Annotated in this window: 22 protein-coding genes and 1 pseudogene; 16 read left to right on the top strand and 7 right to left on the bottom strand. The window is 67.4% G+C overall.

The genetic code is table 11. From position 1 onward, the window contains the following. Nucleotides 1–124 precede the first annotated feature (124 nt). Nucleotides 125–343, bottom strand: coding sequence for a hypothetical protein (locus tag N4G47_RS16575; RefSeq protein ID WP_475289995.1), 219 nt, complete (start codon nt 341–343; stop codon nt 125–127). On the opposite strand from N4G47_RS16575, the pseudogene N4G47_RS16570 reads away from it, so the two are divergent. The 7 genes and pseudogenes from N4G47_RS16570 (at nt 248) to gnd (ending at nt 7,598) form a co-directional block, all read left to right on the top strand. After that, nucleotides 248–525, top strand: a pseudogene (locus tag N4G47_RS16570) (YbeD family protein). The gene N4G47_RS16575 and the pseudogene N4G47_RS16570 overlap by 96 nt on opposite strands. Continuing rightward, the gene (gene lipB, locus N4G47_RS16565; RefSeq protein WP_475288845.1) at nt 513–1,223 is read left to right on the top strand and encodes a lipoyl(octanoyl) transferase LipB; all 711 of its coding nucleotides are present in this window, start codon (nt 513–515) and stop codon (nt 1,221–1,223) included. Before N4G47_RS16570 ends, lipB begins: the two are co-directional and overlap by 13 nt. A 17-nt stretch (nt 1,224–1,240) precedes the next feature. Then, on the top strand, nt 1,241–2,251 hold the full coding sequence (gene lipA, locus N4G47_RS16560; protein ID WP_107231990.1) for a lipoyl synthase: 1,011 nt from the start codon (nt 1,241–1,243) through the stop codon (nt 2,249–2,251). A 219-nt stretch (nt 2,252–2,470) separates the two neighbouring features. Beyond that, a complete protein-coding gene (locus tag N4G47_RS16555; RefSeq protein WP_107231991.1) occupies nt 2,471–4,648 on the top strand; it encodes a carboxy terminal-processing peptidase in 2,178 nt (725 codons plus the stop codon). A gap of 184 nt (nt 4,649–4,832) precedes the next feature. Continuing rightward, the gene (locus N4G47_RS16550) at nt 4,833–5,426 is read left to right on the top strand and encodes a DUF2242 domain-containing protein (RefSeq protein WP_475288840.1); all 594 of its coding nucleotides are present in this window, start codon (nt 4,833–4,835) and stop codon (nt 5,424–5,426) included. A gap of 17 nt (nt 5,427–5,443) precedes the next feature. After that, nucleotides 5,444–6,682 carry a hypothetical protein gene (locus tag N4G47_RS16545; protein WP_475289965.1) on the top strand — a complete coding sequence of 413 codons (1,239 nt, stop codon included), beginning with the start codon at nt 5,444–5,446 and terminating at the stop codon, nt 6,680–6,682. A gap of 10 nt (nt 6,683–6,692) precedes the next feature. Next, nucleotides 6,693–7,598, top strand: a complete 906-nt coding sequence (gene gnd, locus N4G47_RS16540; RefSeq protein ID WP_107231993.1) for a phosphogluconate dehydrogenase (NAD(+)-dependent, decarboxylating) — start codon at nt 6,693–6,695, stop codon at nt 7,596–7,598. A gap of 371 nt (nt 7,599–7,969) precedes the next feature. Here the strand turns inward: gnd and N4G47_RS16535 are convergent, their stop codons facing one another. Continuing rightward, complete coding sequence (locus N4G47_RS16535) at nt 7,970–9,013, bottom strand: oxidoreductase (RefSeq protein WP_475288836.1); 1,044 nt, start codon at nt 9,011–9,013, stop codon at nt 7,970–7,972. A gap of 170 nt (nt 9,014–9,183) precedes the next feature. On the opposite strand from N4G47_RS16535, the gene N4G47_RS16530 reads away from it, so the two are divergent. The 4 genes from N4G47_RS16530 to N4G47_RS16515 all read left to right on the top strand — a co-directional run bounded on the left by N4G47_RS16530 (nt 9,184) and on the right by N4G47_RS16515 (nt 13,590). Further along, complete coding sequence (locus tag N4G47_RS16530; protein WP_049447825.1) at nt 9,184–9,567, top strand: BON domain-containing protein; 384 nt, start codon at nt 9,184–9,186, stop codon at nt 9,565–9,567. A gap of 252 nt (nt 9,568–9,819) precedes the next feature. After that, on the top strand, nt 9,820–11,637 hold the full coding sequence (locus tag N4G47_RS16525) for a sensor histidine kinase (protein ID WP_475288834.1): 1,818 nt from the start codon (nt 9,820–9,822) through the stop codon (nt 11,635–11,637). Further along, complete coding sequence (locus N4G47_RS16520; RefSeq protein WP_057496590.1) at nt 11,634–12,074, top strand: response regulator; 441 nt, start codon at nt 11,634–11,636, stop codon at nt 12,072–12,074. The genes N4G47_RS16525 and N4G47_RS16520 overlap by 4 nt, the downstream gene beginning before the upstream one ends. Nucleotides 12,075–12,078: 4 nt before the next feature. After that, the gene (locus tag N4G47_RS16515) at nt 12,079–13,590 is read left to right on the top strand and encodes an ATP-binding response regulator (RefSeq protein ID WP_475288832.1); all 1,512 of its coding nucleotides are present in this window, start codon (nt 12,079–12,081) and stop codon (nt 13,588–13,590) included. A gap of 75 nt (nt 13,591–13,665) precedes the next feature. Here N4G47_RS16515 and N4G47_RS16510 read toward each other — a convergent pair whose 3' ends face one another. After that, complete coding sequence (locus tag N4G47_RS16510) at nt 13,666–14,409, bottom strand: proteasome-type protease (RefSeq protein ID WP_475288830.1); 744 nt, start codon at nt 14,407–14,409, stop codon at nt 13,666–13,668. Between the two features lie 92 nt (nt 14,410–14,501). On the opposite strand from N4G47_RS16510, the gene folK reads away from it, so the two are divergent. Then, nucleotides 14,502–14,987, top strand: coding sequence for a 2-amino-4-hydroxy-6-hydroxymethyldihydropteridine diphosphokinase (gene folK, locus N4G47_RS16505; RefSeq protein ID WP_475288828.1), 486 nt, complete (start codon nt 14,502–14,504; stop codon nt 14,985–14,987). A 31-nt stretch (nt 14,988–15,018) separates the two neighbouring features. Here the strand turns inward: folK and N4G47_RS16500 are convergent, their stop codons facing one another. Beyond that, nucleotides 15,019–15,756, bottom strand: coding sequence for a pteridine reductase (locus N4G47_RS16500; protein WP_475288826.1), 738 nt, complete (start codon nt 15,754–15,756; stop codon nt 15,019–15,021). 59 nt (nt 15,757–15,815) lie between these two features. Between N4G47_RS16500 and N4G47_RS16495 the strand changes: the two genes are divergently transcribed. Beyond that, complete coding sequence (locus N4G47_RS16495) at nt 15,816–17,000, top strand: class I SAM-dependent methyltransferase (RefSeq protein ID WP_475288825.1); 1,185 nt, start codon at nt 15,816–15,818, stop codon at nt 16,998–17,000. Then, complete coding sequence (locus N4G47_RS16490; RefSeq protein WP_309338264.1) at nt 16,988–17,389, top strand: VanZ family protein; 402 nt, start codon at nt 16,988–16,990, stop codon at nt 17,387–17,389. Before N4G47_RS16495 ends, N4G47_RS16490 begins: the two co-directional genes overlap by 13 nt. 120 nt (nt 17,390–17,509) lie before the next feature. Here N4G47_RS16490 and N4G47_RS16485 read toward each other — a convergent pair whose 3' ends face one another. The 3 genes from N4G47_RS16485 to N4G47_RS16475 all read right to left on the bottom strand — a co-directional run bounded on the left by N4G47_RS16485 (nt 17,510) and on the right by N4G47_RS16475 (nt 23,802). Further along, on the bottom strand, nt 17,510–19,867 hold the full coding sequence (locus N4G47_RS16485) for a beta-N-acetylhexosaminidase (protein WP_475288823.1): 2,358 nt from the start codon (nt 19,865–19,867) through the stop codon (nt 17,510–17,512). Nucleotides 19,868–19,978: 111 nt separating this feature from the next. Further along, nucleotides 19,979–22,642, bottom strand: a complete 2,664-nt coding sequence (locus N4G47_RS16480; RefSeq protein WP_107232004.1) for a TonB-dependent receptor — start codon at nt 22,640–22,642, stop codon at nt 19,979–19,981. Nucleotides 22,643–22,785: 143 nt separating this feature from the next. Beyond that, entirely contained in the window at nt 22,786–23,802 is a 1,017-nt protein-coding gene (locus N4G47_RS16475) for a glucokinase family protein (protein ID WP_475288820.1), read from the bottom strand. A gap of 376 nt (nt 23,803–24,178) precedes the next feature. On the opposite strand from N4G47_RS16475, the gene N4G47_RS16470 reads away from it, so the two are divergent. Together N4G47_RS16470 and N4G47_RS16465 are read left to right on the top strand one after the other, a co-directional pair. Then, complete coding sequence (locus N4G47_RS16470) at nt 24,179–25,468, top strand: sugar MFS transporter (RefSeq protein ID WP_107232006.1); 1,290 nt, start codon at nt 24,179–24,181, stop codon at nt 25,466–25,468. 39 nt (nt 25,469–25,507) lie between these two features. Beyond that, a complete protein-coding gene (locus N4G47_RS16465) occupies nt 25,508–26,575 on the top strand; it encodes a LacI family DNA-binding transcriptional regulator (protein ID WP_006391719.1) in 1,068 nt (355 codons plus the stop codon). The last annotated feature ends 4 nt before the right edge of the window (nt 26,576–26,579 follow it).

Raw genomic sequence — 26,579 nt, 5'->3', positions numbered from 1 at the left:
TGACGGAACGAGCGCTTTCCGCTCACTTGTCTGTTCCGAAAACAACATTGTCCGGACGACACAATCCGTTACAGGTGCCCGGCCAAGCCACGGGCCGGGCCGCCCTGCGCCATGCCGGTGCCAGTCAGCTGGCGTTGGGGTGGCCGGCGGGCGCCGCCGCTGCCTGCAACGCAGCAGCCCGCAGGTGCCGCCTTTGACTTTGATGAATACTCTTGGGTTTGTTGCCCTGCGGCCCGATAATGGGGCCATGGAAATCAAGTCCGACAACCCCGACCACGGCTTCCAGTTCCCCGGCCAGTTCGAGCTCAGCGCCATGGGCCCGGCCAACCGCGGCCTGGAACATGAGCTCCCCGCCTGCTGCTGGCCGCCGGCATTGATGTCGTCAATGAACGCATCAGCTGGAAGCATTCGTCCAACGGCAAGTACGTGTCCGTCCGCATCGTGTTCAAGGCCGAGAGCCGCGAACAGTACGACCTGGCCCACCAGGCGCTGCGCGACCACCCGGAAGTGAAGTGGACGCTGTAGCCGACAGCTGCCCGGCCGCCGCCGCCCCGGAAGACCGCGCGCCGCGACCGGCGGTGGCCCGCGACCTCGGCCGCCAGCCGTACGAGCCGGTGTGGCGCGCCATGCAGCGCTTCACCGACCAGCGCAGCGACGCCGATGCCGACGAGCTGTGGGTGGTCGAGCACGACCCGGTGTTCACCCTGGGCCAGGCCGGCAAGGACGAACACGTGCTGGCGCCGGGCGATATCCCGGTGCTGCATGTGGACCGGGGTGGCCAGGTGACCTATCACGGCCCCGGCCAGCTCGTGGTCTACCCGCTGCTGCGCCTGCCGCGACTGGGCATCGGTGTGCGCGACTACGTGTGCCGCATCGAACAGGCCCTCATCGATACCCTGGGCGAGTGGAACATCGGCGCCGAACGCCGCGAGGGCGCCCCGGGCGTCTATGTCGGTGGCGCCAAGATCGCTGCGCTCGGCATCCGCGTGCGCCGCGGCTGCACCTTCCACGGCCTGGCCTTCAATGTGTCGATGGACCTGGAACCCTTCCACCGCATCAATCCCTGTGGCTACCAGGGGTTGCAGGTGACCTCGGTGGTAGACTTGGGCGGCCCCTCCGGGATGGATGCCGTCAAGCCGGTGCTGCTGGACCACCTGGCCCGCCAGTTCGGCCTGCTGCTGCAGCACACGCCGGAACTGCCTGATCTTTCTGCGGCCGCCTGACCGCCCCCGGAACTGCCATGACTGAAACCACCGCCCGTTCCATTCCCCTGCAGATCGTGCAGGGCGACTCTCCGTCCGCCGCGCCGTTGCAGGCCGGGGTCAAGCAGCTGGGCGGTGACAAGATCAACCGCTCGCCGGTGCAGTTCGCCGACGCGCCGGTGCTGCGCAAGCCGTCCTGGATCCGCGTGCGCATTCCCTCCGGCAATGCGGTGCAGAACCTGAAGGCCAAGCTGCGCGAGAACCGCCTGGTGACCGTGTGCGAGGAAGCCAGCTGCCCGAACATCCACGAGTGCTTCGGCCACGGCACCGCCACTTTCATGATCCTGGGCGAAGTCTGCACCCGCCGCTGCTCGTTCTGCGACGTGGCCCACGGCCGCCCGAAGCCGCCCGATGCCAACGAGCCGGCCAGCCTCGGCCAGACCGTGGCCGACATGGGCCTGAAGTACGTGGTGGTGACCAGCGTCGACCGCGATGACCTGCGCGACGGCGGTGCCCAGCACTTCGTCGACTGCATCACCGCCATCCGCGAGAAGTCGCCGGGCACCCGCATCGAAGTGCTGACCCCGGACTTCCGCGGCAAGGGCCGCATGGAGCGCGCGCTGGAGATCCTGGCGCAGAACCCGCCGGATGTGTTCAACCACAACATCGAAACCGTACCGGACCTGTACCGCAACGTGCGCCCGGGCGCGGACTACCAGTGGTCGCTGAACCTGCTGAAGAACTTCAAGGCGCAGCACCCGGAGGTACCGACCAAGAGCGGCATCATGCTGGGCCTGGGCGAAGACTTCGAACAGATCAAGGCCACCATGCGTGATCTGCGCGCGCATGACGTGGACATGATCACCATTGGCCAGTACCTGCAGCCGACCGCGCACCACCACCCGGTGCTGAAGTACTGGACCCCGGACGACTACAAGGCGCTGGAAGACTACGGCTACGAGCTGGGCTTCAGCCACGTGGCCTCCGGCCCGATGGTGCGCTCGTCGTACCACGCCGACGTGCAGGCCAAGGGCGCCGGCGTTTCCTGAGGGTAGGTGCGGAACCGGTGGGTGCGGACCGTTGGTCCGCACACGCTCGCCGGGCACGGCCCGGCGCTACCGCCTGCATTCACAATTTGCTACACCGGCCCGGCTAGGCTGGTTTTCCACCGATCGTGGCCGGATGACAAACCCGGCAACTTTCGGCACTGTCGTGGTGTCTGAACACCCTGCAGTCTCCCCCTTGGCAAGGCGCCTTCGAGCACGTCAATGAAATTCAAAGCCCCCGCATTCCTGTTGGCCCTGGCGCTGGTTGCGCCGCTGGCGTTGGCGGCCAAGGCCGACTCGCCCGCGTTGCCTGCGGCGGCGACCGCCGATCAGGTCACCACCTCCAAGCTGGTGTACGGCCTGCTGTCCGACAGCCGCTACGCCTACCGCCCGCGCGCGCTGGACGAGGCCACCTCCAAGGACGTGTTCAAGCGCTACCTGGAGACGCTGGACGGTGGCAAGCAGTACTTCACCCAGGCCGACGTGGCCCGTTTCGCACCGTTTGAAGCCAACATCGCCTCGGCCATCCGCGGTGGCGAGCTGGAACCGTCGTTCCAGGTGTTTGCCGTCTACAAGCAGCGCGTCGGCGAGCGTGTGGCCTATGCGCGCAAGCTGCTCAAGCAGGAGCCGGACTTCACCACCGACGAGCGCTTCGAGTACGACCGCAAGAAGGTGCCGTGGGCGGCCAGCAGTGCCGAGCTGGACGAGCTGTGGCGCAAGTCGGTCAAGAACGATTGGCTGCGCCTGAAGCTGGCCGGCAAGAAGCCCGATGATATCCGCAAGACGCTGGACAAGCGCTACGCGACGCTGGAGAAGTCGGTCAATGAACTGAAGGGCGAGGACGTCTTCCAGTTCTTCATGAACGCCTATACCAGCGCGGTCGACCCGCACACCGATTACTTCACCCCGCGTACCGCCGAGAACTTCAACCAGGCGATGTCGCTGTCGCTGGAAGGCATCGGTGCGCAGCTGCAGCGCCAGGACGATGTGGTGGTGATCCGCGAGATCATCGCCGGCGGCCCGGCCGCGGTGGACGGCACGCTGAAGCCGGGTGACCGCATCGTCGGCGTCGGCCAGGGCAAGTCCGGCCAGGTCGAGGATGTGATCGGCTGGCGCATCGATGACGTCGTGGCCAAGATCCGCGGCGCCAAGGACACCCAGGTCAAGCTGGAATTCATTCCGGCCGCCGAAGGCGCCGACGGCAAGCACCACACGCTGGTGCTGACCCGGCAGAAGGTGCGCCTGGCCGAACAGGCCGCCAAGGGCGAGACCATGACCATTCCGGCCGCCAATGGCGAACCGGCGCGCAAGGTCGGCGTGATCAAGCTGCCGACCTTCTACCAGGACTTCGAAGGCCGTCGCCGCAATGCCGCCGACTACGCCTCGGCCACCCGCGACGTGGCCAAGCTGCTGGCCGGCTTCAAGAACGACAAGCTGGATGGCGTGGTGCTGGACCTGCGCAACAACGGCGGCGGTTCGCTGGATGAGGCGATCGAACTGACCGGCCTGTTCATCGAGCAGGGCCCGGTGGTGCAGGTGCGCGAGTCCGGTGGCCGCGTCACCGTCAACAGCGACCGCAACCAGGGCGTGGCGTGGGACGGCCCGCTGGCCGTGCTGATCAACCGGGGTTCGGCCTCGGCCTCGGAAATCTTCGCCGGCGCCATCCAGGACTACGGCCGTGGCCTGGTGATCGGTGAGACCAGCTTCGGCAAGGGCACCGTGCAGAACATCGTCGACCTCGACCGTTGGCCGAGTGGCGAGACCCAGCGCTTTGGGCAGGTGAAGCTGACCATCGCCCAGTTCTTCCGTATCAGCGGCAGCAGCACCCAGCACAAGGGCGTGGTGCCGGACCTGGCCTTCCCGGCCAGCGTCGATGCCACCGAGTTCGGCGAAAGCACCTACGACAACGCGCTGCCGTGGACCCGCATCGCCGCCGTGCCGCATACCCAGTACGGCAACTTCGCACCGCTGCTGCCGAAGCTGGAAACCCGCCACGACGCGCGTATCGCCACCGACAAGGAATTCCAGTGGTGGAACGAGGACGTGGAGCAGTTCCGCACTGAAGCGGCGAAGAAGTACATCTCGTTGAACGAAGCCACCCGCCGCGCCGAGCGTGAGCGCCAGGACACCCAGCGCAAGGAGCGCCAGCTGCAGCGCAAGGAACTGGGCCTGGCCCTGGACCCGCTGGCCGATGACAGCAGCGATGACGGCCTGACCGGCAACGAGCGCGACATCGTCAAGGATGCCGCGCGCGAGAAGGCCGCCGAGAAGCGTCCGGACCCGCTGCTGCGTGAATCGGCCTCGATCCTGGCCGATGCAGTGAACCTGCTGGAAGCTGATCGCCCGCTGTCGGCACAGGTGCTGCCGCAGTCCACCGGTGCGGGTCGCTGGGCCGACTGAGCGGCTCAGCGGGTGAGGGACCCGAAGGGCCGGCATTGCCGGCCCTTCGTCGTCTGGGGGCTCCATCCCGGTAGCGGCGGGCCGTGCCCGGCGGATGAACCGGGACCAACGTGGGCGCCGGTTTCGACCTGCCGCACACGGGGGCAGGGCTACGCTTGGGGGTACCGTCCTCGCAGGAGTACCCATGCGGGCCTCCCGTCTTTCCAGCGTTGTCGTGGCGCTGTCCAGCGCCTTGATCCTGTCGGCCTGTGGTGGTCGTGCCGCCGACAGCACCGTACTGCGCGAGTCCTTTGATTCGGGCGATACCTTCTCGCGCACGGTCGAGGGTCGCCCCGGCGAGGCCTGCGAGGCGGCACGCCGTACCCTGCTCAGCCAGGGCTATGCCATCGCCCGCGCTGACGACACCCAGGTGGAAGGGAACAAGAATTTCCAGCCACGCGAAGATGATCACGAGCAGCTGGTGCTGCGCATCTCCTGCGCGCCGCGCGGCAGCCAGGCGCTGGTGTTCGTCAGTGCCGTGCAGGACCGCTATGCGCTGAAGAAGAGCCCGACCTCGGCCAGTGTCGGCGTCGGTGCGCTGGGCTCGGTATCGCTGCCGTTCGGCAGCAATGACGACTCGCTGGTGAAGGTGGCCAGCAGCACGGTCACCGATGCCGAGTTCTATCGACGCTTCTTCCAGCGCCTGCAACAGTACCTGCCAGCAGAATCCGGCAAACCACCACCACCACCACCACCGCCGGCCCCTGAACCCGCACCGGCGGCCACGGACCAGGGTTGAGCGTGCGTGGCAGGCTGATGGGGGTGGCGCTGTTGCTGGTGCCCGCGCTGGGCGTTGCGTCCACGCCCGCTGACTGCGTGCAGGGCCTGCTGCAGCGACTGGGCTGGCGCTTCGAAGACGCGGCGGTTGCCGCGCCCGAGATACAGGGCGGGCCGGTGTGCACGCGTGCCTCGCTGGCGGCGGCGCAGGCAGCCGGTGACCTGCACGTGCGCTGGCCGGCGGATCTGCCGCCTGCATCGCGCCAGGCGCTGTTGCAGCAGCTGCTGGACGATCCGGCCACGGTCTGCGCCTATGCCTTCGAACTGGGCGCGGCCACCGGCCGTGCAACGACCGCATTGCAGGGCAACACAGGCTTCCGCTTCTCCGGCCTGCAGATGGGGTGGATCGGTTTCGGCCTGCAGGGCGCGCCTTCGCAGGGCTGGCAGCGCACGCGCAGTTTCGGTCGTGGCTTTGTGCCCACTGCCAGCAACAGCCACGCGTTGCAGACGTTCTACAGCGGCCGCGTGCGCGCCGAATGCGGAGTGGGCCGCCAGGTCGCGCAGCTGGCCACGCAGCGCGAGCTGTATGGCGATGCCGCGTTCGATGCGGAATTCAAACCCGCCGAACTGTCGATCGGCACGTTCCTCGCACTGCATGACACCGACAGCATCCTGCTCGGCGCGCATGCGGGCGACTTCTTTGCCGATGGCAAGGCGGTGCGCACGTCGGCGATGGGCCGACAGGCCTTCGTCGGTGTCCCCGGCTTCATCGAGCACGTGTACGACAAGGGCAGCCTGGATGACCTGAGCAACCAGGCCGAGAACTTCGTGGTGGTCGAGGTGGGCGAGGGCGCCGCGCAGGCACTGGCGCTGCACGGCGGCCTGGCCTGGTACGACCAGCGCAATGCCGAGCTGTGGCGGCTGGCGCAGGGCATGCCCCGCATCGGCATGCGTTATTTCGAGCGTCTGCTGTTCGAGCGCGATGCGCAACTGCGCGCGGCGCTGGCACCGCGCCATCGCGCCACGCTGGCGCGCATGGACCAGCTGCTGGACGATCCGTTCTACCAGCAGTTCGTGATCTATGTGCATCCACGCGGTATACGTCCCATCGGATACCACATCGCCCGCCTGCTCGATCGCAACCCGCGCACCCCGTTTTCGATCGACCTGGCGGTGCACAATCTGCATACCACGCTCTACCGGCGTTGGCGCGAGGCGCAGCTGCGCCACTGCGCGGCTACCGGCAGGCCAGGCAGCCTGACCCTAGACCCCAACTGAAGGTGAAACAATGGATATTGCAATGATCGGCCTCGGCCGCATGGGCGCCAACATGGCCCAGCGCCTGCATCGCGGCGGCCACCGCGTGGTCGGCTACGACCCGGGCGAAGGTGCCCGCCAGCGCGCTGCCGAGGCCGGCCTGGAGGTGGTTGATTCGCTGGCCGCGGCCGTGGCCGCACTGCCGGTGCCGCGCGTGCTGTGGCTGATGGTGCCGGCCGGCGAGACCGTCGACCAGACCCTGGGCCAGCTGACCCCGCACCTGGCCGAGGGTGACATCGTCATCGACGGTGGCAACTCCAACTACCAGGACTCGATCCGCCGTGCGAAGGCGCTGGCCGAGGACGATCTGGGCTACGTCGACTGCGGCACCAGCGGTGGCGTGTGGGGCCTGCAGGAAGGCTACAGCCTGATGGTGGGTGGCGAGGCTTCGGTGGTGGAACAGATCGCGCCCCTGCTGCGCACGCTGGCACCGGCCGAGGATCGCGGCTGGGCGCGTGTCGGCCCGTCCGGCGCCGGTCACTTCACCAAGATGGTGCACAACGGCATCGAGTACGGAATGATGCAGGCCTATGCCGAAGGCTTCGCACTGATGGAGCGCAAGCAGGAGATGGAGCTGGACCTGGCGCAGGTGGCCGAGGTGTGGCGCCACGGCAGCGTGGTGCGTTCGTGGCTGCTGGACCTGAGCACCGAAGCGCTCAAGCGCAACCCATCGCTGGACGGCATCGCACCGTACGTGGAGGATTCCGGCGAAGGCCGCTGGACGGTGGCCGAAGCCATCGCGCTGGACGTGCCGGCACCGGTGATCACCCTGTCGCTGCTGGAACGGCTGCGCTCGCGCGAATCCAATTCGTTCACCGACCGCCTGCTGTCGGCGATGCGCAACGAGTTCGGCGGCCACGCCATCAAGAAGTCGTAAGCCACGCAGCCGGGGTCGGATCCCTTTCCGCAGGAAAGGGCTCTGACCCCATGACGCAAAAGCCAGTCGAGCATGGCTCGACTCTACAAAGGCGTGTTCCGATCGTTTCCACGTCATCCACGCATGGCGTGGATGTGTCGACCAAGGTCGACACCTACCAACAGCCGCAGAAATCTGTCGAAGGCGGGGTGGGTCCGATTGCGGGGGCGTGAGCCGCATGGATGCGGCGACCGAGCCTACATGGACGTATTTACGGCGCCCCCGCAACCGGCCCCACCACGCCATTCACGGAATGCCCGCTTTTGACGTTGCCGTTGCTAGTGCCGGCCAGCGGCCGGCACTACCGCGGGTGCAGGGCGCAGCCCTGCCGGTCACCCCAGCCGCACCCGCCGTCCTTCGCGTGCGCTGTCCATGCCGGCCTGCAGCAGCCGCATCAGCTGCAACGCCTGCTCCGGACTCACCGTGGCTTCGCCATCGCCGTGCATCACTGCTGCGAATTGCGCGTACAGCCGCCGGTAGTCGCCGGGCAGGTTGTCCACGGTACTGCGCTGCACGTTGTCCTCGGCATCGCAGCGCACCAGTTCGCCATGCCGCGGGTCGATGCCCCAGCCCGGCGCACCCGGTGCAACACCGCGCCGCAGCTGCGCTTCCTGCACGTCCAGGCCGTGCTTGATCCAGCTGGCCTGGCTGCCATGCACGCTGAAGTGCGGCGTCTGCGCAGCCACCAGTGAACCGGCATGCACGATCGCGCGATGCCGTGGGTAATGCAGCACTGCATGGAAGTAATCGATACCGCTGCCACCCTCGCGCTGCACCGCCAGATCGGCATCGATCGCCTGCGGCCAGCCGAACAGCACCAGCATCTGGTCCAGCAGGTGCGGGCCCAGGTCGTACCACAGGCCGCTGCCGGGTCCTTCCTGCTCGCGCCAGCGGTCACGCACCTGCGGCCGGTAGCGGTCGAAGTGCGCATGGCACTCGGCCACCTCACCCAGCACGCCATCGGCCAGCAGCGCCTGCAGGGTGAGGAAGTCGGCATCGAAGCGCCGGTTCTGGAACACGGTGGCGATGCGGCCGGCCTCACGCGCAGCGGCCAGCACCGCTTCGGCTTCGGCAACGTCGAGTGCGAACGGTTTGTCGACCAGCACATGCTTGCCCGCCGCCAGCGCTGCGATCGCCAGGGAGGCGTGCTGTTGGTTGGGTGTGGCGATCACCACCGCGTCCACTGCGGGGTCGTCGAACACCTCCTGTGGCGTGGCGCGCACGTGCACGTCGCTGAACGCGCGCAGCAGCGTGTCGCGTTGCGAACTGACGATGCTGTGCAGCACCAGCCCGGGCGTGTGCTGGATCAGCGGTGCATGGAAGACACGGCCGGCCAGGCCGTAGCCGATCAGGGCCAGGTGCAGGTCGGGGCGCATGGCAGAGCTCCGGCAGTGGGAAGGGCAGGGTAAACGACGGGCGCTGGCAGGCCAAAACTGAACGGTTGCCGCTGCAGACGCTCCGATTCACGGCGGCATGACCGCGGCGCCACGCCTGCCACACATGCATCTGTCCAGACTGGCAGCACATCCCGAAGGAGTACGACACGATGAGCAATACCACCCGAACGCTGATTGCTTCTGCCCTCACCCTGGGCCTGGCGCTGTCCTCCTCGGCTGCATTCGCCAAGGACCCGGCCGCCAAGAGCCCGCCGACCAGCACGCATCCGGCGACCCATGCCGATCGCCACGATTCCAATGAACCGGTCACCGACACCTGGATCACCACCAAGGTGAAGGCCGACCTGCTGGCCAGCAGCAACGTGCCGGGCACCGAAATCAAGGTGGAAACGGTGAACGGCGTGGTCAGCCTCAGTGGCGCGGTGGCCAGCCAGGCCGAGAAGGACAAGGCAGTCACCACCGCCAAGGGCATCAAGGGCGTGACCCGTGTTGACGCCGCTGCACTGAAGGTCAGCGCGGCGGCCAAGCGCTGATCCCGGTGGGCGCCCCCGCGTGGGGCGCCCGCTGCCGGGTAGAGTCGAGCTTGCTCGACTCGCGCCATCGATCAACCTCAGGTCAATGGGCAGAGCAGTCGAGCAAGCTCGACTCTACGGCCGGGTTCCCATAACCCGTTCAGCCAGCCGGGCCGGAACGCCCGCCCGTGTGACCGCCTGCGCTATATTGCCGGTTCCGCCGCCGTCGGGTTCGTCCCGACCACCGATGCGCGGCTCGGTTGACGAGGAACCATGGCACTGGTTTTCAGTGACGACATCTGGGACCGCTGGCGGTTGCCGGCCCTGGCGCTGGCGGCCGCCGCGATCATCGTGGTGCCGTGGTTGACGCTGCGCAAACTGCAGCAGGACAACGAACAGGCGATGGCCTGGGTCAGCCATACCCAGGCCGTAGGCGTGGCCCTGCAACAGCTGCAGGCCGATGTCCGTGATGTTGAATCGGCGGCGTTGACCCTGTCCAAGGGCATCGACGCGCCCGGCCTGCGCGAACGCATGGCCAAGGCCAACGAGATTCCCGGGCGGCTGGCCGAACTGGGCCGGATGACCCGCGACAATCCCGACCAGCTGATCCGCATCGGCCGCATCGAATCGATGCTGGAGGGGCGGCTGGCGGTGGCCCGCGAACTGGCCCGGTCCGAGCCGGACAGCGACCAGCGCGCGCTGGTGCAGGACCTGAGCACGCGCTATCCGATCCGCGGTCTGGTCGAAGAACTCCAGGCCAGCGAGCAGGCGCTGTTGACCGCGCGCGCCGAGCAGGCCGCGCGCCAGCGCAAGCAGACCGAACTGGTGTCGTGGAGTTCGCTGGTGGTGCAGCTGGCGCTGCTGGGCCTGGTGCTGTGGCTGCTGCAGCGGCAGATCGGCCGCCGCCTGCATGCCGAGCGGCAATCGCTGCGCTCGGCCGCGCGCGCGGCCTCGGTGTTGCAGACCGTGCGTGAGCCGATCGTACTGCTCGACCGCGACCTGCGCGTGCAGCTGCACAATCCGGCCTTCGCCGAGCTGTACGGGCTGCAGGACGAACGTGCCGACGGCCTGTTGCTGGAAACCGTTGGCGATGGCGCCTGGCAGGATCCGGTGGTGCGCCAGCGGCTGGCCGACGTGCTGCTGCGCGGGCGCGAGCTTTGGGACTTCGAGCACGAGCAGCGCACCGCCGATGGCATCTCGCGCTACATGCTGCTCAACGCGCGCCGCATGCCGCTGCCTGACACCGATGACGAGGTCGTGCTGCTGACCATCAGCGATGTCACGGTGCAGCGTGCCGTGCAGCTGCGCGTGGAAGAGTTGAACCGCCAGCTGGAAGGCAAGGTGGCGCAGGTGTCGGAGGTCAACCGCGAACTGGAAGCGTTCAGTTACTCGGTGTCGCACGACCTGCGTGCTCCGCTGCGCCATGTGGCCGGCTTCTCCGACAAGCTGTCGCGCCACCTCGGCGAGCAGGCCGACGACAAGAGCCGCCACTACCTGGAGGTGATCTCCAGTTCGGCACGGCGCATGGCGGCGCTGATCGACGACCTGCTGGTCTATTCGCGGCTGGGCCGCGCGGCGATGCGCCAGCAGGCGGTGGACATGCAGTCACTGGTGGCCGATACCCGCGCCATGCTCGATGCCAATCTGCTGGCCGAGGCCGAAAGCACTGGCCACGCCCATCAGGTGGAATGGAGCATCGCGCCGCTGCCGATCGTGGTGGCCGATGAGAACATGATCCGGCAGGTCTGGCTGAACCTGCTCGGCAATGCGGTGAAGTACTCGGGCAACCGCGAACCGGCTCGGATCCGCGTGGACTACCGGCAGCAGCCCGACGGCGGTCATCAGTTCACGGTCAGCGACAATGGTGCAGGCTTTGACATGGCCTATGCCGGCAAACTGTTCGGCGTGTTCCAGCGCCTGCACAAGGCCAGCGACTACCCCGGCACCGGCATCGGCCTGGCCAGCGTGCGCCGCGTGCTGACCCGCCATGGCGGCCGCATCTGGGCCGAGGCCGAACCGGACGTCGGCGCCACCTTCCACTTCTACCTGCCTCCCGCCATCGACGCGGACAAACAAGGTCCTTCTGCATGACGACTCTGCGCACCATCCTGCTCGCCGAAGACAGCGCGGCCGATGCCGAAATGGCGATCGACGCACTGGAAGAAGCGCGCCTGGCCAACCCCATCGTGCACGTCGAAGATGGCGTGGAAGTGATGGATTACCTGCTGCGCCGTGGCGCCTTTGCCAACCGCGAGGAAGGGTTGCCGGCGGTGCTGCTGCTGGACATCAAGATGCCGCGCATGGATGGCCTGGAAGTGCTGCGGCAGATCCGCGAGCACGATGAACTCAAGCGCCTGCCGGTGGTGATCCTGTCGTCCTCGCGCGAGGAAAGCGATCTGGCCCGCAGCTGGGACATGGGCGTGAATGCCTACGTGGTCAAGCCGGTGGATGTGGACCAGTTCTTCGGCGCGGTGCAGACCCTGGGCAAGTTCTGGGCGTTGATCAACCAGGCACCGGAACTCGAGTGAGCCCATGCCCTTGACCGGTCCCGCCCTGGGGGCGCTGCGCATCCTGCTGGTGGAAGATTCCCCGGAAGATGCCGAGCTGATGTCCGAACAGATGCTCGATGCGGGCCTGGAAGCCCGTTTCGAGCGCGTGGAGAGCGAGGCAGAGCTGCGCCGGGCGCTGGCCGCGTTCCAGCCGGACATCGTGCTGTCCGACCTGAGCATGCCGGGCTTCTCTGGCGACGATGCGCTGCGCATCGTGCGTGAGACCTCGCCGGAAGTACCCTTCATCTTCGTCTCCGGCACCATGGGTGAGGAGAACGCGGTGGCGGCGCTGCAGAAGGGCGCCAACGACTACATCATCAAGCACCAGCCGGCGCGTCTGCCGTCGGCGGTGGCGCGCGCGATCCGCGATGCGCGCAGTACCGTGGAGCGCGCGCGGGTGGAAACCGAACTGATGCGCGCACAACGGCTGGAAAGCCTGTCGCTGCTCGCCGCCGGGCTCAGCCATGACCTGCGCAACATCCTGCAGCCGTTGCTGATCATGCCGGACCTGCTGAAGGCACGCACCGATGATCCGCAGCTGCATCATCTGGCCGATGTCATCGCCGAGTGCGGGCGTCGTGGCCACGAGATGGCCGAGTCGATGCTGTCGTTCGTGCGCGGCTCGCGCAAACCCAGCGAACGCATCGAGATCAACGGCCTGTTCGATGCGGTGGCACTGCTGCTGCGCAGCAACGTGCCCGACGCGGTGCGCCTGGAACTGCAGGTGCAGGATGAGGGCCTGGTGGTCGATGCCAACTACACCGAGCTGCAGCAGGTGATGTTGAACCTGGCGCTCAACGCAATCCAGGCCATGCCCGACGGCGGCCGCCTGAGCCTGACCGCCAACCACGCCGGCCATCGCGACGGGGTGGACTGGATGTGCATCCGCGTGGTCGATGAAGGCATCGGCATGGACGCGGACACGCTCTCGCACCTGTTCAATCCGTTCTTCACCACCAAGGCCGATGGCACCGGCCTGGGCCTGATTTCCTGCAAGCGCATCGTCGAAGGTGCGGGCGGCAGCATCCACGTCAGCAGCGCGCTGGGGCAGGGCACACGTTTCGAGCTGCGCCTGCCGATGCATGAAAGCATCGATACCGGTGAGCCGGTCGAGCAGCTGGTGGCGCTGGGCAGTGGCCAGTCGATCCTGGTGGTCGATGGCGAAGCTACGCGCCTGTCGCTGCTGGGCAATGCGCTGTCCAGCCAGGGCTACCAGCTGCAGCTGGCGTCCGACGGCCCGGCCGCGCTGCGCTGGATGCAGCAGGAAGCGCTGCCGGCGCTGGTGATCGCCGATGCCGGCTCCAAGCTGCTGCCGGCCAGCCAGTTGCTGGGCGAGATGGCCGCGCTGGGCTATGGCGGCCCGGCACTGGTGCTCGAGGACGCTGCGGTGGCAGTGCCGGCCGATGCCTTCCCGCCCGGCGTGGAGGTGCACGTGCTGCGCAAGCCGCTGCAGATGCAGCAGGTGTTCCGCGCGGTGGCCGAAGCGCTGGGCTGACATTCGGGTAGTGCCGGCCGCTGGCCGGCATCCCCGTGCTGCAGGATCAACGCGGATGCCGGCCAGCGGCCGGCACTACCGTCCGGTGGTTTCCCACGGGAACCGCGGCAGCGCATCCACCGCCTGTTCCAGCCGCCGGGACCAGTTCTGGTGGATGTCGGCATACAGCGCTGAATCCGCGCCCAGCCGCAGCTGCTGCCCGATACGCAGTTCACCGTCGCGCAGCAGTGCCAGATCGATCGGTAGACCCACCGACAGATTGGAGCGGATGGTGGAGTCCAGCGAGACGATCGCCGTGCGTGCGGCATCCTCCAGGCGCGTGGCCGGGCTGAGGATGCGATCCAGGATCGGCTTGCCGTACTTGGATTCGCCGATCTGCAGGTAGGGCGTCTCCGGCGACGCGGCGATGGCATTGCCCAGCGGATAGATCATGTACAGCCCCGGCCGCTCGCCGGCGATCTGGCCGCCGAAGATCAGCGTGGCCTGAGTGTTGACCCCGTCATGGCCATGCTCGCTGTGGCGGCTGTGCACCTGGCTGTCCACCAGCAGTTGGCCGACGTATTCGGCGGCCTCGAACAGGTGGGTCATGTCGCGCAGGTTGGGCGTGCGCCGTTCATCGGCATCACGCCCCAGGCGTGACACCAGCAGCTGGGTGGTGGCCAGGTTGCCAGCCGCCATCAGCACGTAGGCTGCCTGGCCGGGGTACTCGAACGCGTGCAGCTTGCGATGCACGCGCACATCGTCCAGCGAGGCATTGGTCCGGGTGTCGGCGGCGAAGACCAGGCCCTGGTCCACCTCGATTCCAACGCAATAGGTCATGTCGGTGCCCTATCATGTGCGTCCCGGAGTGTAGGCAGGCCGCCGTGATGACGGCATGCCCACGCCCCCCAGTACGCCGCCACCGGAACCGCATGACCACCGTGCTCCTGAGCCTGGGCAGCAACGTCCAGCCCCGCCGCTACCTCCACGCTGCGGTGACGGCCCTGCGCGCGCGCTTCGGCGCGCTGCAGGTCTCGCCCGCCTACCGCACCGCCGCAGTCGGTTTCGAGGGCCCGGCTTTCCTCAACAATGCCGTGGCGATCGACACCGATCTGCCGCTGCAGGAACTGGACGACTGGCTGCATGCGCTGGAAGACGCCCATGGCCGTGACCGCAGCGGGCCGCGCTTCTCCGACCGGACGCTGGACATCGACGTAGTGTTCTACGGCGACCTGGTGGTGGAAGGCCCCGGCCACCTGCGCATTCCGCGCCCGGAGCTGAAGCATGCCTTCGTGCTGAAACCGCTGGCCGACATCGCGCCGGATTTCATCGACCCGGTCAGCGGGCATGACCTGGCCACGCTGTGGCGTGCCCACGCGCAGTACGGCGCCGCGTTCGAGGTGGTGGACCTGGAATGAGGGAGGTTGCCGGCCAACGGCCGGCAACGCCTCAACTGACCGTACGCCCACCATCCACGCGCAATGTGTGGCCGGTGACGAAACTGGCCTCGGCCACCAACCAATACACCGCTTCGGCAATCTCCTCGACCGTACCGGTCCGCGCCAGCGGCGTGCGCGCCAGCAGCGCCTCGCGGGCGAAATCGTCCTTGCCCTGTTCCGGCCACAGGATCGCGCCTGGCGCCACGGCATTGACCCGCACCTTGGGCGCCAGCTCCAGCGCCAGCGAGCGCGTGGCCATTTCCAGCGCGGCCTTGGCCATGGTGTAGGCGATGTGGTCGCGCATCGGGTCGGTGCCGTGCAGGTCGGTCAGGTTGACGATGCAGCCGTGCTGGCGGCGCAGGTAGGGCGCCGCCGCCTGGGACAGCAGCAGCGGTGCGCGCGCGTTGACCGCATACAACTCGTCCATCGCCTCGGCGGTCACCTGGCCGAGCGGGGTCGGGAAGAAGTTGGAGGCGTTGTTGACCAGCGCGTCCAGGCGGCCGAAGTGGCTGACGGCCTGTTCGACCAGGTCGGGCAGGGCGTCGGCGTCACGCAGGTCGGCCTGCAGGGCCAGCACGCTGCCGGGGCGCACGTTGTCGAAATCGAACGCGGCCTGCTGCAGCTCGGCGCTGGAAGTGTTGGCATGCAGCACCACCGACCAGCCGCAGGCGTGGAACTGGCGGGCAATGGCCGCGCCGATCCGGCGTGCGCTGCCGGTGATCAGGACCACGGGGTGGGTGTCGCTCATCGAGGGTCCTCCAAGGCTCGGCTATCCTGTGCACCATTGTCACCGCATTCGAAGACGCCATGCAGCCCACCTTCCCCCTGCCCGAAGCCGATGCCCTGGCCCACAGCGACCAGCTGGCCGCCGCCCTGCGTGCCGAAATCCTTGCCCAGGGCGGGGCAATGCCGTTCTCCCGCTTCATGGAGCTGTGCCTGTACACCCCCGGCTGGGGCTATTACAGCGCCGGTGCCAGCAAGTTCGGTGGCAGTGGCGACTTCACCACCGCACCCGAGCTCGGCAGCCTGTTCGCCGGCAGCGTGGCCAATGCGCTGGCGCCGGTGTTCGCGCAGCTGGGCGCACAGGCGCGCATGCTGGAACTGGGCGGCGGCACCGGCGCTTTCGCCGAGGCGGTGCTGCTGCGCCTGGCCGAGCTGGACGCACTGCCCTCGCGCTACGCCATCCTCGAACCCAGTGCCGACCTGCGCGAGCGCCAGCAGCAGCGCCTGCAGCTGAACCTGCCGGCCGAGCTGGCCGCGCGCGTGGAGTGGGTCGACCGCCCGTTCGAGGAAGACTGGGAAGGCGTGGTGTTTGCCAACGAAGTGATCGACGCGTTGCCGACACCGCGCTTCCTGATCCGCGACGGCGAGGTGTATGAGGAAACCGTCGAGCTGGATGGTGACGGCAATTTCATCCGCGGCGCGCAGCCGGCCGACATCCTGCTCAACGGCGCGGTGCGCCACATCGAGCGCTATCTGGAAAAGCCCTTTGCCGAGGGTTACCGCTCCGAAGTGCTGCCGCAGCTGCCGTACTGGCTGCAGGCGGTGGCCGGCGGCCTGCAACGTGGTGCGCTGTTGTTCGTCGACTACGGTTACAACCGGGGCGAGTTCTACCAGCCCGACCGCGATGATGGCACCGTGCGCGCGTTCTATCGCCACCACGTGCACAACGACGTGCACCGCTGGCCGGGCCTGCAGGACATCACCGCCTCGGTGGATTTCACCGCGATGGCCGAGGCAGGCATGCATGGGGGGTTCGAGCTGGCCGGTTACTGCAGCCAGGCCAGTTTCCTGCTCGGCAACGGCCTGGACCAGGTGCTGCTGCTGGCCGAGGAACGCACCGACGAGGTTGGCCGCATCCAGCTGCGCGACCAGGTGAAGAAACTGACCCTGCCCACCGAAATGGGCGAGCGCTTCCAGGCCATCGGCCTGCAGCGCGATGTTGATTTCGAGCCGGCCTTTGCACTGGGCGACCTGAGCTGGCGCCTGTGAGCAGTGCGTTGCCGGTGATCAAGCCGCTGCGCCGGCCGCGGCTGTGGGGCGCGCTGTGGGCGCTGGCGGTGCTGGTGGTGATCGTGGTCTGCCTGATCCCGCCGCCGCCGATCCCGCTGCCGGAAAACAGCGACAAGGGGGAGCACTTCCTCGCCTATTTCATCCTGGCCGGCAGCGCGGTGCAGCTGTTCCGGCGCGGGCGCCCGCTGCTGTGGGTGGGCGTGGGCCTGGTACTGATGGGCATCGGCATCGAGTTCGCGCAGGGCGCATTGACCGATGACCGCGTGGCCGATCCGATGGACGCCATCGCCAACACGGTGGGCGTGCTGGCGGGCCTGGCCACCGCGTTGACTCCGTTGCGCGATCTGCTGCTGCGCTGGCGCGGGTAACCGCGTGCCAACCAAGGTTGGCAACTACCAGGATTGCCCAAGGTGCCGACCAAGGTTGGCACCCACCAGGATTGCCCGAGGTGCCGACCAAGGTCGGCACCCACCAGGACCGATCTGCCGTTATTTACCCAGCGTCACCTCATCCAGCACCCACATCGCCGGGCGCGTGTCGCCGGTGAAGTTGATGCACAGATCACCGTTCCCCTTCGTGCCCTTCGGCAGTGCCGCACGCAGGGTCACGAAGCCATCGGCATCCGGCTTGGCCGGCAGGGCTACTTCAGCCAGCACCTTGCCGCTGCAATCGCCACGGCGCACCTGCATCTCGCCATGCGCGCGCTTGGCCTTCTCGAAGCGGCGCTTGGGCTCGTCGTGGGCCAGCTGGAAGTAGTACGGAATACGCCCCGCACGCACTTCCACGCTGCCGATGCCGTCCAGTTGCGCCTGCGGCCAGCGCCAGCACGGCTGGAAGATGTCCACGTTGAACACGGCGCGCTCGCCTTCGCGCGGGCCATCGTCTTCCAGGCGCAGCACCAGGCCCTTCTTGCCCACGCAGCTGAGCAGCTCATCGCTGCGGCGGCTGAGCAGCGACTGTGCGGTGAACGCCGCCACCGTCGGCTTCGCCGCCAGCATCTGCCCCTGGTAGAACGCGGCCGCCTGCACGGTGGCGGGCAGCGTGGCGGTCAGCGGCTGCTGGTACAGCGGCGACTGCGCGCTCACCGGCTGGCCATCGGTGCTGTAGCGCACCTCATAGCCCAGCGGATTGGCCAGCGACACGGTCACGGTGTTGGCGGCGCGGTTGCCGGTGTAGTCCACGCCCACTTCAAACGGCGTCTGCGCGTAGGCCAGGCCCCAGGCGCGGTAGCGCTGCAGCTGGGACGGCAGGCGCGCGAGGAAATCGCGGAAGTCGCGCTGTTCCGGCGTGCTCCAGCCGGTCTCGGCCACCGCTGCCAGGCGCGGGAACAGGTTGTGCTGCAGGCGCGCATAGCTGCGCGTGTGCTCGGTGAACATGTTGGCCTGCAGGCCGAGGATGTGCTCGCGCTTGTCGGCAGCCAGTTCGGCCGGCACCGGTTCGAAGTTGTACAGCTTGCCGAGGTTGACCTGGGTCGGGCGGCCCGGCGGTTCATTCGGCGAGGCGGTCTGCAGGTAATCCAGGTACAGGTAGCCGACCGGCGACATGATCACGTCATGGCCGGCGCTGGCCGCTGCCAGTCCGCCTTCGGTGCCCTGCCACGACATCACCGTGGCCTGTGGCGGCAGGCCGCCTTCGAGGATCTCATCCCAGCCGATCAGGCGCCGGTCGTGCTCCTCCAGGAAGGTCTCCAGGCGCTTGATGATGTGGCTCTGCATGGCCATCTCATTGTTGATGCCGAGCGCACGCATGCGCTGCTGCACCTGCTTCGATGCTTCCCACTGGTCCTTCACCGCCTCGTCGCCACCGACGTGCACGTACTTGGCTGGGAACAGGTCGATCACTTCTTCCAGCACGTTCTCCAGGAAGGTGACGGTGCTGTCTTCGGTGTTGAACAGGTTGGGGAACACGCCCCATTCGCTGATCGGCTTCAGCGGTGTATCGATCGTGCCGAGCTCCGGATACGCGGCAATCGCGGCGGTCGCGTGGCCCGGCACATCGATCTCCGGAATCACCTGGATATGCAGCTTGGCTGCATAGGCGATCACTTCACGGATCTGCTCCTGCGTATAGAAGCCGCAGTACGGATGTTCCTGGCCGCTGACCGGATCGATGCCGCCATCACCGGCCGGCAGGCGGCAGCTGCCCACCTCGGTCAGCTTCGGGTAGCGCTTGATCTCCATGCGCCAGCCCTGGTCATCGGTCAGGTGCCAGTGGAAGGTGTTGAGCTTGTGCGCGGCCATCGCGTCGAGCACGCGCTTGATCTCGTCCAGGCTCTGGAAGTGACGGGCGGAATCGAGCATGAAACCGCGCCAGCTGAAACGCGGCGCGTCCTGGATCTGCACGGCCGGCAGCACGCCGTTGCTGCCGCCGGTGGCGAGCTGGGCCAGGGTGGTGGCGCCATAGAACAGGCCGGTCTCGTTGCCGGCCTGGATCAGCACGCCCTGCGCGCTGCTTTCCAGCGTGTAGCTCTCACCGCTGTCGCGGAAGGTAGGCACGATCTGGAAGTGGATGCTGCCGCTCTTGGCCGCTGTCCTGCCCTTGGCCAGCGCCAGGCGCGGGCCGCCACTGCGGGCCAGCAGGTCGGCAAACTGCGCGGCGACGCGCTGCGCAGCTTCGCCTTCGGCCTGCAGCACGGTATCGGCGCGCACGGTGATGCCGCTGCCCTGGGCGCGCTGCACGGTGGCCGGGGCGGGAATCAGCATCAGGCTGCCGGCGCGCAGCTGCGGGCCGGGTGCTTCAGCGGCGGGCGTGGGATCGGCGGCCAGGGCCGGCAGCGCCGGCAACAGGGCGAGCAGGCCGCCCAGCAGCACTGCGCTGCGCATCCGGGCGCGGGAAGGCTTGAGCATCGGTACGACTCCTTGGAACGGTGCGATGAACGCTATACATGAAAAACGCCGGGCCCGGAATGACCCAGGCCCGGCGTGCGTGCACGACTCGGCGATGTTGCCGCCGCTGGATCAGTACTTGAAGCGGAAGTTGAGGTAGTACTGGCGGCCGTTGCTGTAGAACGAGGTCGGGATGGCCGCGGTCTGGTAGTACTTGTAGGTCGGGTTGTTGAGGTTCAGACCGTCCAGGGTGATGCTCAGCCAGTCGGTGGCCTTGTAGCTCAGCGAGGCCGACAGCGTGCCGAAGTCATCCTGGTAGTACGGGTTGGTACCGGACAGGCTGATCAGGAACGAGGAGCGGCGGGTGTAGCTGACGCGGGCACCGAAGCGTTCGTTCTCGAAGTAGGCGCCCACGTTGTAGGTGTTCTTCGAGGTACCCAGCAGGTTGTGCGAACCATCCGACCAGGTATGCGCGGTGGTGCCGTTGGCGTAGGTGTAGTTGGCGTTGACGCCGAAGTACTCGCCGATCGGCTGCTCGTAGGCCACTTCCACGCCGGTCACCTTGCCGTCGGCATTGATCGGGGTGGAGATCTGGTAGGTCTCGAGCTGGTTGGTCAGTTCGCTGTACAGCTGGCGCGAGACCACGTCGAAGGCGATGTAGTCCTTCAGCTTCATGTGGTATGCGCCCACCGACAGCAGGCCGCGCGGCATGAAGTACCACTCCAGGTTGGCATCCAGGTTGCTGGACAGGGTCGGCTTCAGGTTCGGGTTGCCGCCGCCACCGGTCTTGTTCAGATCCGAACCGTAGGAGGAGGCGCCCAGTGCCGAGTAGTCCGGCAGGGTCTGGGTCTGCGAGGCGGCCACGCGCAGGACGAGGTTGTCGTCCAGGTCGAACTTGATGTTGGCGCTGGGCAGCACGCGGTTGCGCTTGTTCTGGAAGGCCATGCGTTCCCACATGCCGAACAGGCTGCTGACATCGGCATCGGCGGCCTTGCTGACGGCGTTGTAGGTGTCGATGTCCTGCTTGATGTTGACGTAGCGCAGGCCGACGTTGCCGCTCCACCAGTCACCACGGAAGTTGGCCTGCACGTAGCCGGCGAAGTTCTTCTCCTGCACCTTCCACTCGGCACCGTAGTTGTGGCGACCGGTCGGGCCATCGTTGCCGGCCAGCCAGGTGGAGTTGTTGGTCACCGCGTCCTTCAGCGCACCCGGGGTGAAGTACCAGATGTTGCGCGGGAAGGTGCCGCCGATATCACCGGCAAAGCCGCTGGGGTAGTTGGAGGTGGCACCGTTCTTCAGCGCGCTCCAGATATCGCCCGGCGTTGCGCCTTCCGGCGACAGCGCTTCGCGCTTGTGGTCAGCGAAACGCAGGCCGAAATCGATCGAGTTCAGCACGCCGCCGTCGTTGAAGTACTGGTTGAAGTCGAGCGTTGCCCACTTCTCCTTGTCCTCGGCGGTGACCTGCTGGTTGCCCCAGGTGCCGAAGCTGGTGACGCCGTTGGGCGAGAGGTCGCCGCCCAGGTTCCAGTCGATCGGCGAGCCGTTGCCGTGGGTGGCCCAGCTGGCGCCACCGCCGTTGGCCAGGGTGACTTCGGCGATGTACTGGCGCGGCGTCTCGCCGGTGCCCTTGGTGCTGCCGGCCTGGAACTTGGCGGTCAGGCTGTCGCTGATCTGCCAGTCGGCATCGAAGGTGACGTAGCTCGACTTGGCCGTCGACTCGCGGTAGATCATGTCGTACACCGCGTAGTTGGTGCCCGGCACGCCCGCGTAGGTGGCGTTGGTCAGCACGCCGTCCTTGACCACATAGCCCGGATTCGGCGCCTGCGACTTGGCGAAGCTGTTGCCGAACATCATGAAGTTGCGGTTGTAGTTGTTGGCTTCCAGCTTGGAGCTGAAACCGTTCAGGCCCAGGGTAAGGGTGTCGGTCGGCTTGAACTGCAGCGAAACCAGGCCGCCCTTGCGCTCACGGGTCTGTTCGAACAGGGTCGAACCCAGCAGGCCCGGCACGTTGACGCCGATCAGGTCCGGGTTGGTCTGGGCCACCGGGTCGGTCGCGGCGATCTTGAAGAAGCCGCCCGGGATTTCCTGTGCTTCACGGCGCAGCTCGCGCTTCTGGCTGAAGCCCTGCACCATCACACCGAAGGTGCCTTCGTCGTTCTTGTAGTTGAACAGCGCCGAGTACTGCGGGTCGTTCGACTTGGCCTGGTCCGAGCGCACCATGCCGATCGAGCCTTCGGCGGTGATCTGCTTGGAGAATTCCAGCGGCTTGCGGGTGATGATGTTGACGGTACCGGTGGTGCCGCCGTCCTGCAGCTTGGCCTGCGAGGACTTGTTCACTTCCACCGAGCTGACCAGTTCGGAGGGCAGCAGCGAGTAGCTGACGCTGCGGCCGACGTTGTTGCCCTGGCTGAGCACGAACCAGTCGGCCGAGCCGACGGTGTGGCCGTTGATCAGGGTCTGGGTCAGGCTCGGGCTGGTGCCGCGCAGGCTGACACGGTCGGCTTCATCGAAGCCGCCTTCGTCGGCGCTGGACGAGCTGATGTTCACGCCCGGCAGGCGCTGCAGGGTGTCGGCGACGTTGTGCGCCGGCAGCTTGCCGACGTCTTCGGCGGTGACCACTTCCACGCGCGCATTGGCTTCGCGCTTGGTATCGAGCGACTTCTCCATCGAACCACGGATGCCCGTGACCGTCACGGTGTCCAGATCGGTGGCGGTCGGGGCGGCCTGCTGCGCGTGCGCACTGAAGGCGATGCAGCTGACGATGGCGGCCGAAAGCAGGGTCTTGCGGGTGTTCATGATGTCTCTCCTCATCACTCGATTGGATGCCGGCGGCGGTGTTCGGTTACGGTTGCAAAGACATGCGCGGGGTGGCGGCGAAGTCCCGTGCGTTGGCGTGCCACGTACTGCGTGCTGCAATTGCGTTGAAGCCGGTTGCGGTGTCAGGCGGCCGACTGCTGCAGGTACCAGCTGGCAGCGCCGACCACGCCCAGCTGGCCGTGCTCGACCACCTTCACCGGGATGCGTGCCAGCGCCTCGCCCATCGGCCCCTTCTGCAGGTAGCGTTCGACGAAGGTGCTGGCATGCAGGTATTCGCGGATCTGCGGCAGGATGCCGCCGGCCAGGTAGACGCCCCCATGGGCGCCGTAGAACAGGGCCATGTCGCCGATGGTGCTGCCGAGCAGGCCGCAGAACACATCCAGCGCCTGGCGCGCGTGCGCATCGCTGTCGGCCATCGCCGCGGCGGTGACCGCATCGGGGCTGGCCAGCGTCGGTGCCTGCCCCTGCAGCGCGCACACCGCGCGGTACAGGTTCATCAGGCCCGGGCCGGACAGCGCGTGCTCGATCGACACGTGCGCGCGGTCGCACTGCATGTGGCGCACGATGGCCATTTCCAGTTCGGTGCTGGCCGCCAGGGTCGGCTGGCCGGCTTCGGTGGCCAGTACCACCGGGCCGTGCGCGGTGGGAATCCACAGTGCGGCGCCGAGGCCGGTGCCGGGGCCGACCACCAGGGTCGGGCCGCGTGCAGCGGTCTCCGGTCCGCACAGGTGCAGCACGCCACTGGCGTCCACCTGCGCGGCGGCGTAGGCCACCGCTTCGAAGTCGTTGACGATGTAGACCCGCTGCAGGCCGACGTCGGCCTCCACCTGGCGCGCCGACAGCGGCCACGGCAGGTTGGCGGTGATCACCGTGCCATCCTCGCGGGCATAGCCGGCGCTGGCCACCACGCAGTGCGTGGGCCGCGGGCCGTTGCCGAGGAAGTCGGACAGGATCGCGCTCAGCCCGGCGTGGTCGGCATTGCGGTATTTGCGGTACTCCAGCACCTGCACCGGATGGGCCTCATCACCGCTGGCCTGGACCCGGGCCACCCGCACATGGGTGCCACCCACGTCGGCAGCCAGGAACGAGGGCGCGACGCGGGACAGGACATGGGCCGGGGCGGGGTGGCTGGCGGTCACGCGGGCTCCTGCTGCAGGTGGGGCCGGACCCAGGATCGGGGCCGGCGATTGGGGCGGAGTCTGTAACCGCGCTGACAACGATGTCAACGAGTTCGTGACACTTTCGTTGCTGCGCCGCAACGAATGCGACGGGCGGTAAACGTTTACATGGCGTGAGCATGGGTTTCACGCGGGAACCGTTGCCACATGGGCCTCAAGGCCCACTGCGCATTCAGCACACTGCCCCGTGAGTCGGTTGCGCAGTGCAGCATGGGTAGCGCCGCGCTGCATTTGGAAGTTGACAAAGCGCGGTGGTCCATCGAAAGAATGTGACAACGTTGTTCCCAGCCACTCTCCGACGCCGCGTTCTGCGGCCGTCGCCGCAGGAGCCCTCCTGATGTCCGCCGTCCCCGCTGCAAGCGCGCGCCCGAACGTGGCCACCTCCATCGCCATCGTCGGCGTGCTGTTCTTCCTGATCGGCTTCTTCACCTGGCTCAACGGCCCGTTGATCACCTTCGTCAAGCTGGCCTTCGAGCTCAGCGAGGTCGGCGCCTTCCTGGTGCTGATGGTGTTCTACCTGTCCTACTTCTTCCTGGCGCTGCCGTCGTCGTGGATCCTGCGCCGCACCGGCATGAAGAAGGGCCTGAGCCTGAGCCTGCTGGTGATGGCCGGCGGCGCCGCACTGTTCGGTGAGTTCGCCACCCAGCGCTGGTACCCCGGCGCGCTCGGCGGCCTGTTCGTGATCGGCAGCGGCCTGGCCCTGCTGCAGACCGCGATCAACCCCTACATCTCCATCCTCGGCCCGATCGAGACCGCGGCGCGCCGCATCGCGCTGATGGGCATCTGCAACAAGATCGCCGGCATGCTGGCGCCGGTGCTGATCGGCACCGTGGTGCTGCACGGTATCGGTGACCTGTCGGCCAGCGTGGCCGTTGCCGATGAAGCGACCAAGGCGCAGCTGCTCAACGAGTTCGCCGCCAAGATCCACGCACCGTACCTGGCCATGGCCGGCCTGCTGGTGCTGCTGGCGGTGGCGGTGCTGTTCTCGCCGCTGCCGGAAATCAAGTCCGCCGAAGCCAACGCCACCCCCACCAGCGCCGGTGCGGCCGAGCGCCGCAGCATCTTCCAGTTCCCGCACCTGTGGCTGGGCGTGCTGTGCCTGTTCGTCTACGTGGGCGTGGAGGTGATGGCCGGCGATGCGATTGGTACCTACGGCCACGGCTTCGACCTGCCGCTGGACCAGACCAAGATGTTCACCTCGCTGACCCTGTTTGCCATGCTCATCGGCTACGTGGTCGGCCTGCTGCTGATCCCCAAGGTGGTCTCGCAGTCGCGCTATCTGACCATCTCGGCGGTGCTGGGTGTGGTGTTCTGCCTCGGCGCCTGGGTCACCCACGGCTATGTCTCGGTGGGCTTCGTGGCCGCACTGGGCTTTGCCAACGCGATGATGTGGCCGGCCATCTTCCCGCTGGCGATCCGTGGCCTGGGCCGCTTCACCGAGACCGGCTCGGCGCTGCTGGTGATGGGCATCGCCGGCGGCGCGATCATTCCGCAGCTGTTCGCCGTGCTCAAGCAGCACATCGACTTCCAGCTGGTGTTCGTGCTGCTGATGGTGCCGTGCTACCTGTACATCCTGTTCTACTCGGTGATCGGCCATCGCGCCGGCCTGCCGCAGGACAAGGCCTGATCGGCGATGATGGACGGCAGCCAACCCCAGGGAAAACCCATGCGCAGAGCGACCATCAAGGACGTTGCGGAGAAGGCCAAGGTCTCGCTGAAGACGGTCTCGCGGGTGATCAACAACGAACCGTCAGTGATGCAGGCCACCCGTGCGCGGGTGCTGCGTGCCATTGCCGAGCTCGACTACGAGCCCGATCCGTCCGCGCGCAACCTGCGCAGTGGCACCACCTTCGTGATCGGGCTGGTCTACGACAACCCCAACCCGTACCACATCATCGGCGTGCAGAACGGCGTGTTGGCCGCCTGCCGCGAGACCGGGTTCGGCCTGCAGATCCATCCCTGCGATTCCAGCTCGCCGCTGCTGGCCGATGAACTGGCCGACTGGGTGCAGCGCTCGCGCCTGGCCGGGCTGGTACTGACTGCGCCGATGTCCGAGCGCCGCGACCTGATCCAGGCGCTGACCGCGCGCGGCATCAAGCTGGTGCGCATCATCGCCGCCACCGAAGACCCGGCCGACGGTGCCTGCGTGTTCGTCGACGACCGCGAGGCCGCCTACGAGATCACCGAGCATCTGATCCAGCTCGGCCACCAGCGCATCGGCTTCCTCTGGGGCGGCATCTCGCACCGTTCCTCGGGCGAACGCTATGCCGGTTACGAGGCCGCGCTGAAGGACTACGGCATGACCGTGGACAAGCACCTGGTGGTGCAGGGCGACTACACCTTCGATGATGGTTTCCGTGGTGCGCGCCGCCTGCTGGCGCTGCGCGAACCGCCCACCGCCATCTTCGGCTCCAATGACGAAATTGCTGCCGGCGTGTTGGCCGCGGCCAAGTCGGCCGGCATGAACGTGCCCTACGACCTGTCCATCGCCGGCTTCGAGGACAGCCCGTTCTCGCGCCAGTCGTGGCCGCCGCTGACCACCGCCAAGCAGGCCACCGAGGACATCGCCCGCCATGCCGCGCGTCTGTTGATCGCGCAGCTGCGCAGCGATGCCTACGACGACGCGCCCGCTCCGCTGCACAACCAGGGCTTCGTGCCGCAGCTGGTGGTGCGCGGTTCGACCGCGCCGATGCGCCCGGCCGGCGCACGCCCCCTTCCTTCCGATCCTGCCTGAGCCT

This window comes from Stenotrophomonas sp. GSD10, from assembly GCF_056172695.1.
Note: the sequence above shows the minus strand (reverse complement) of the source record. Positions and strands in the feature narration are given on the sequence as shown.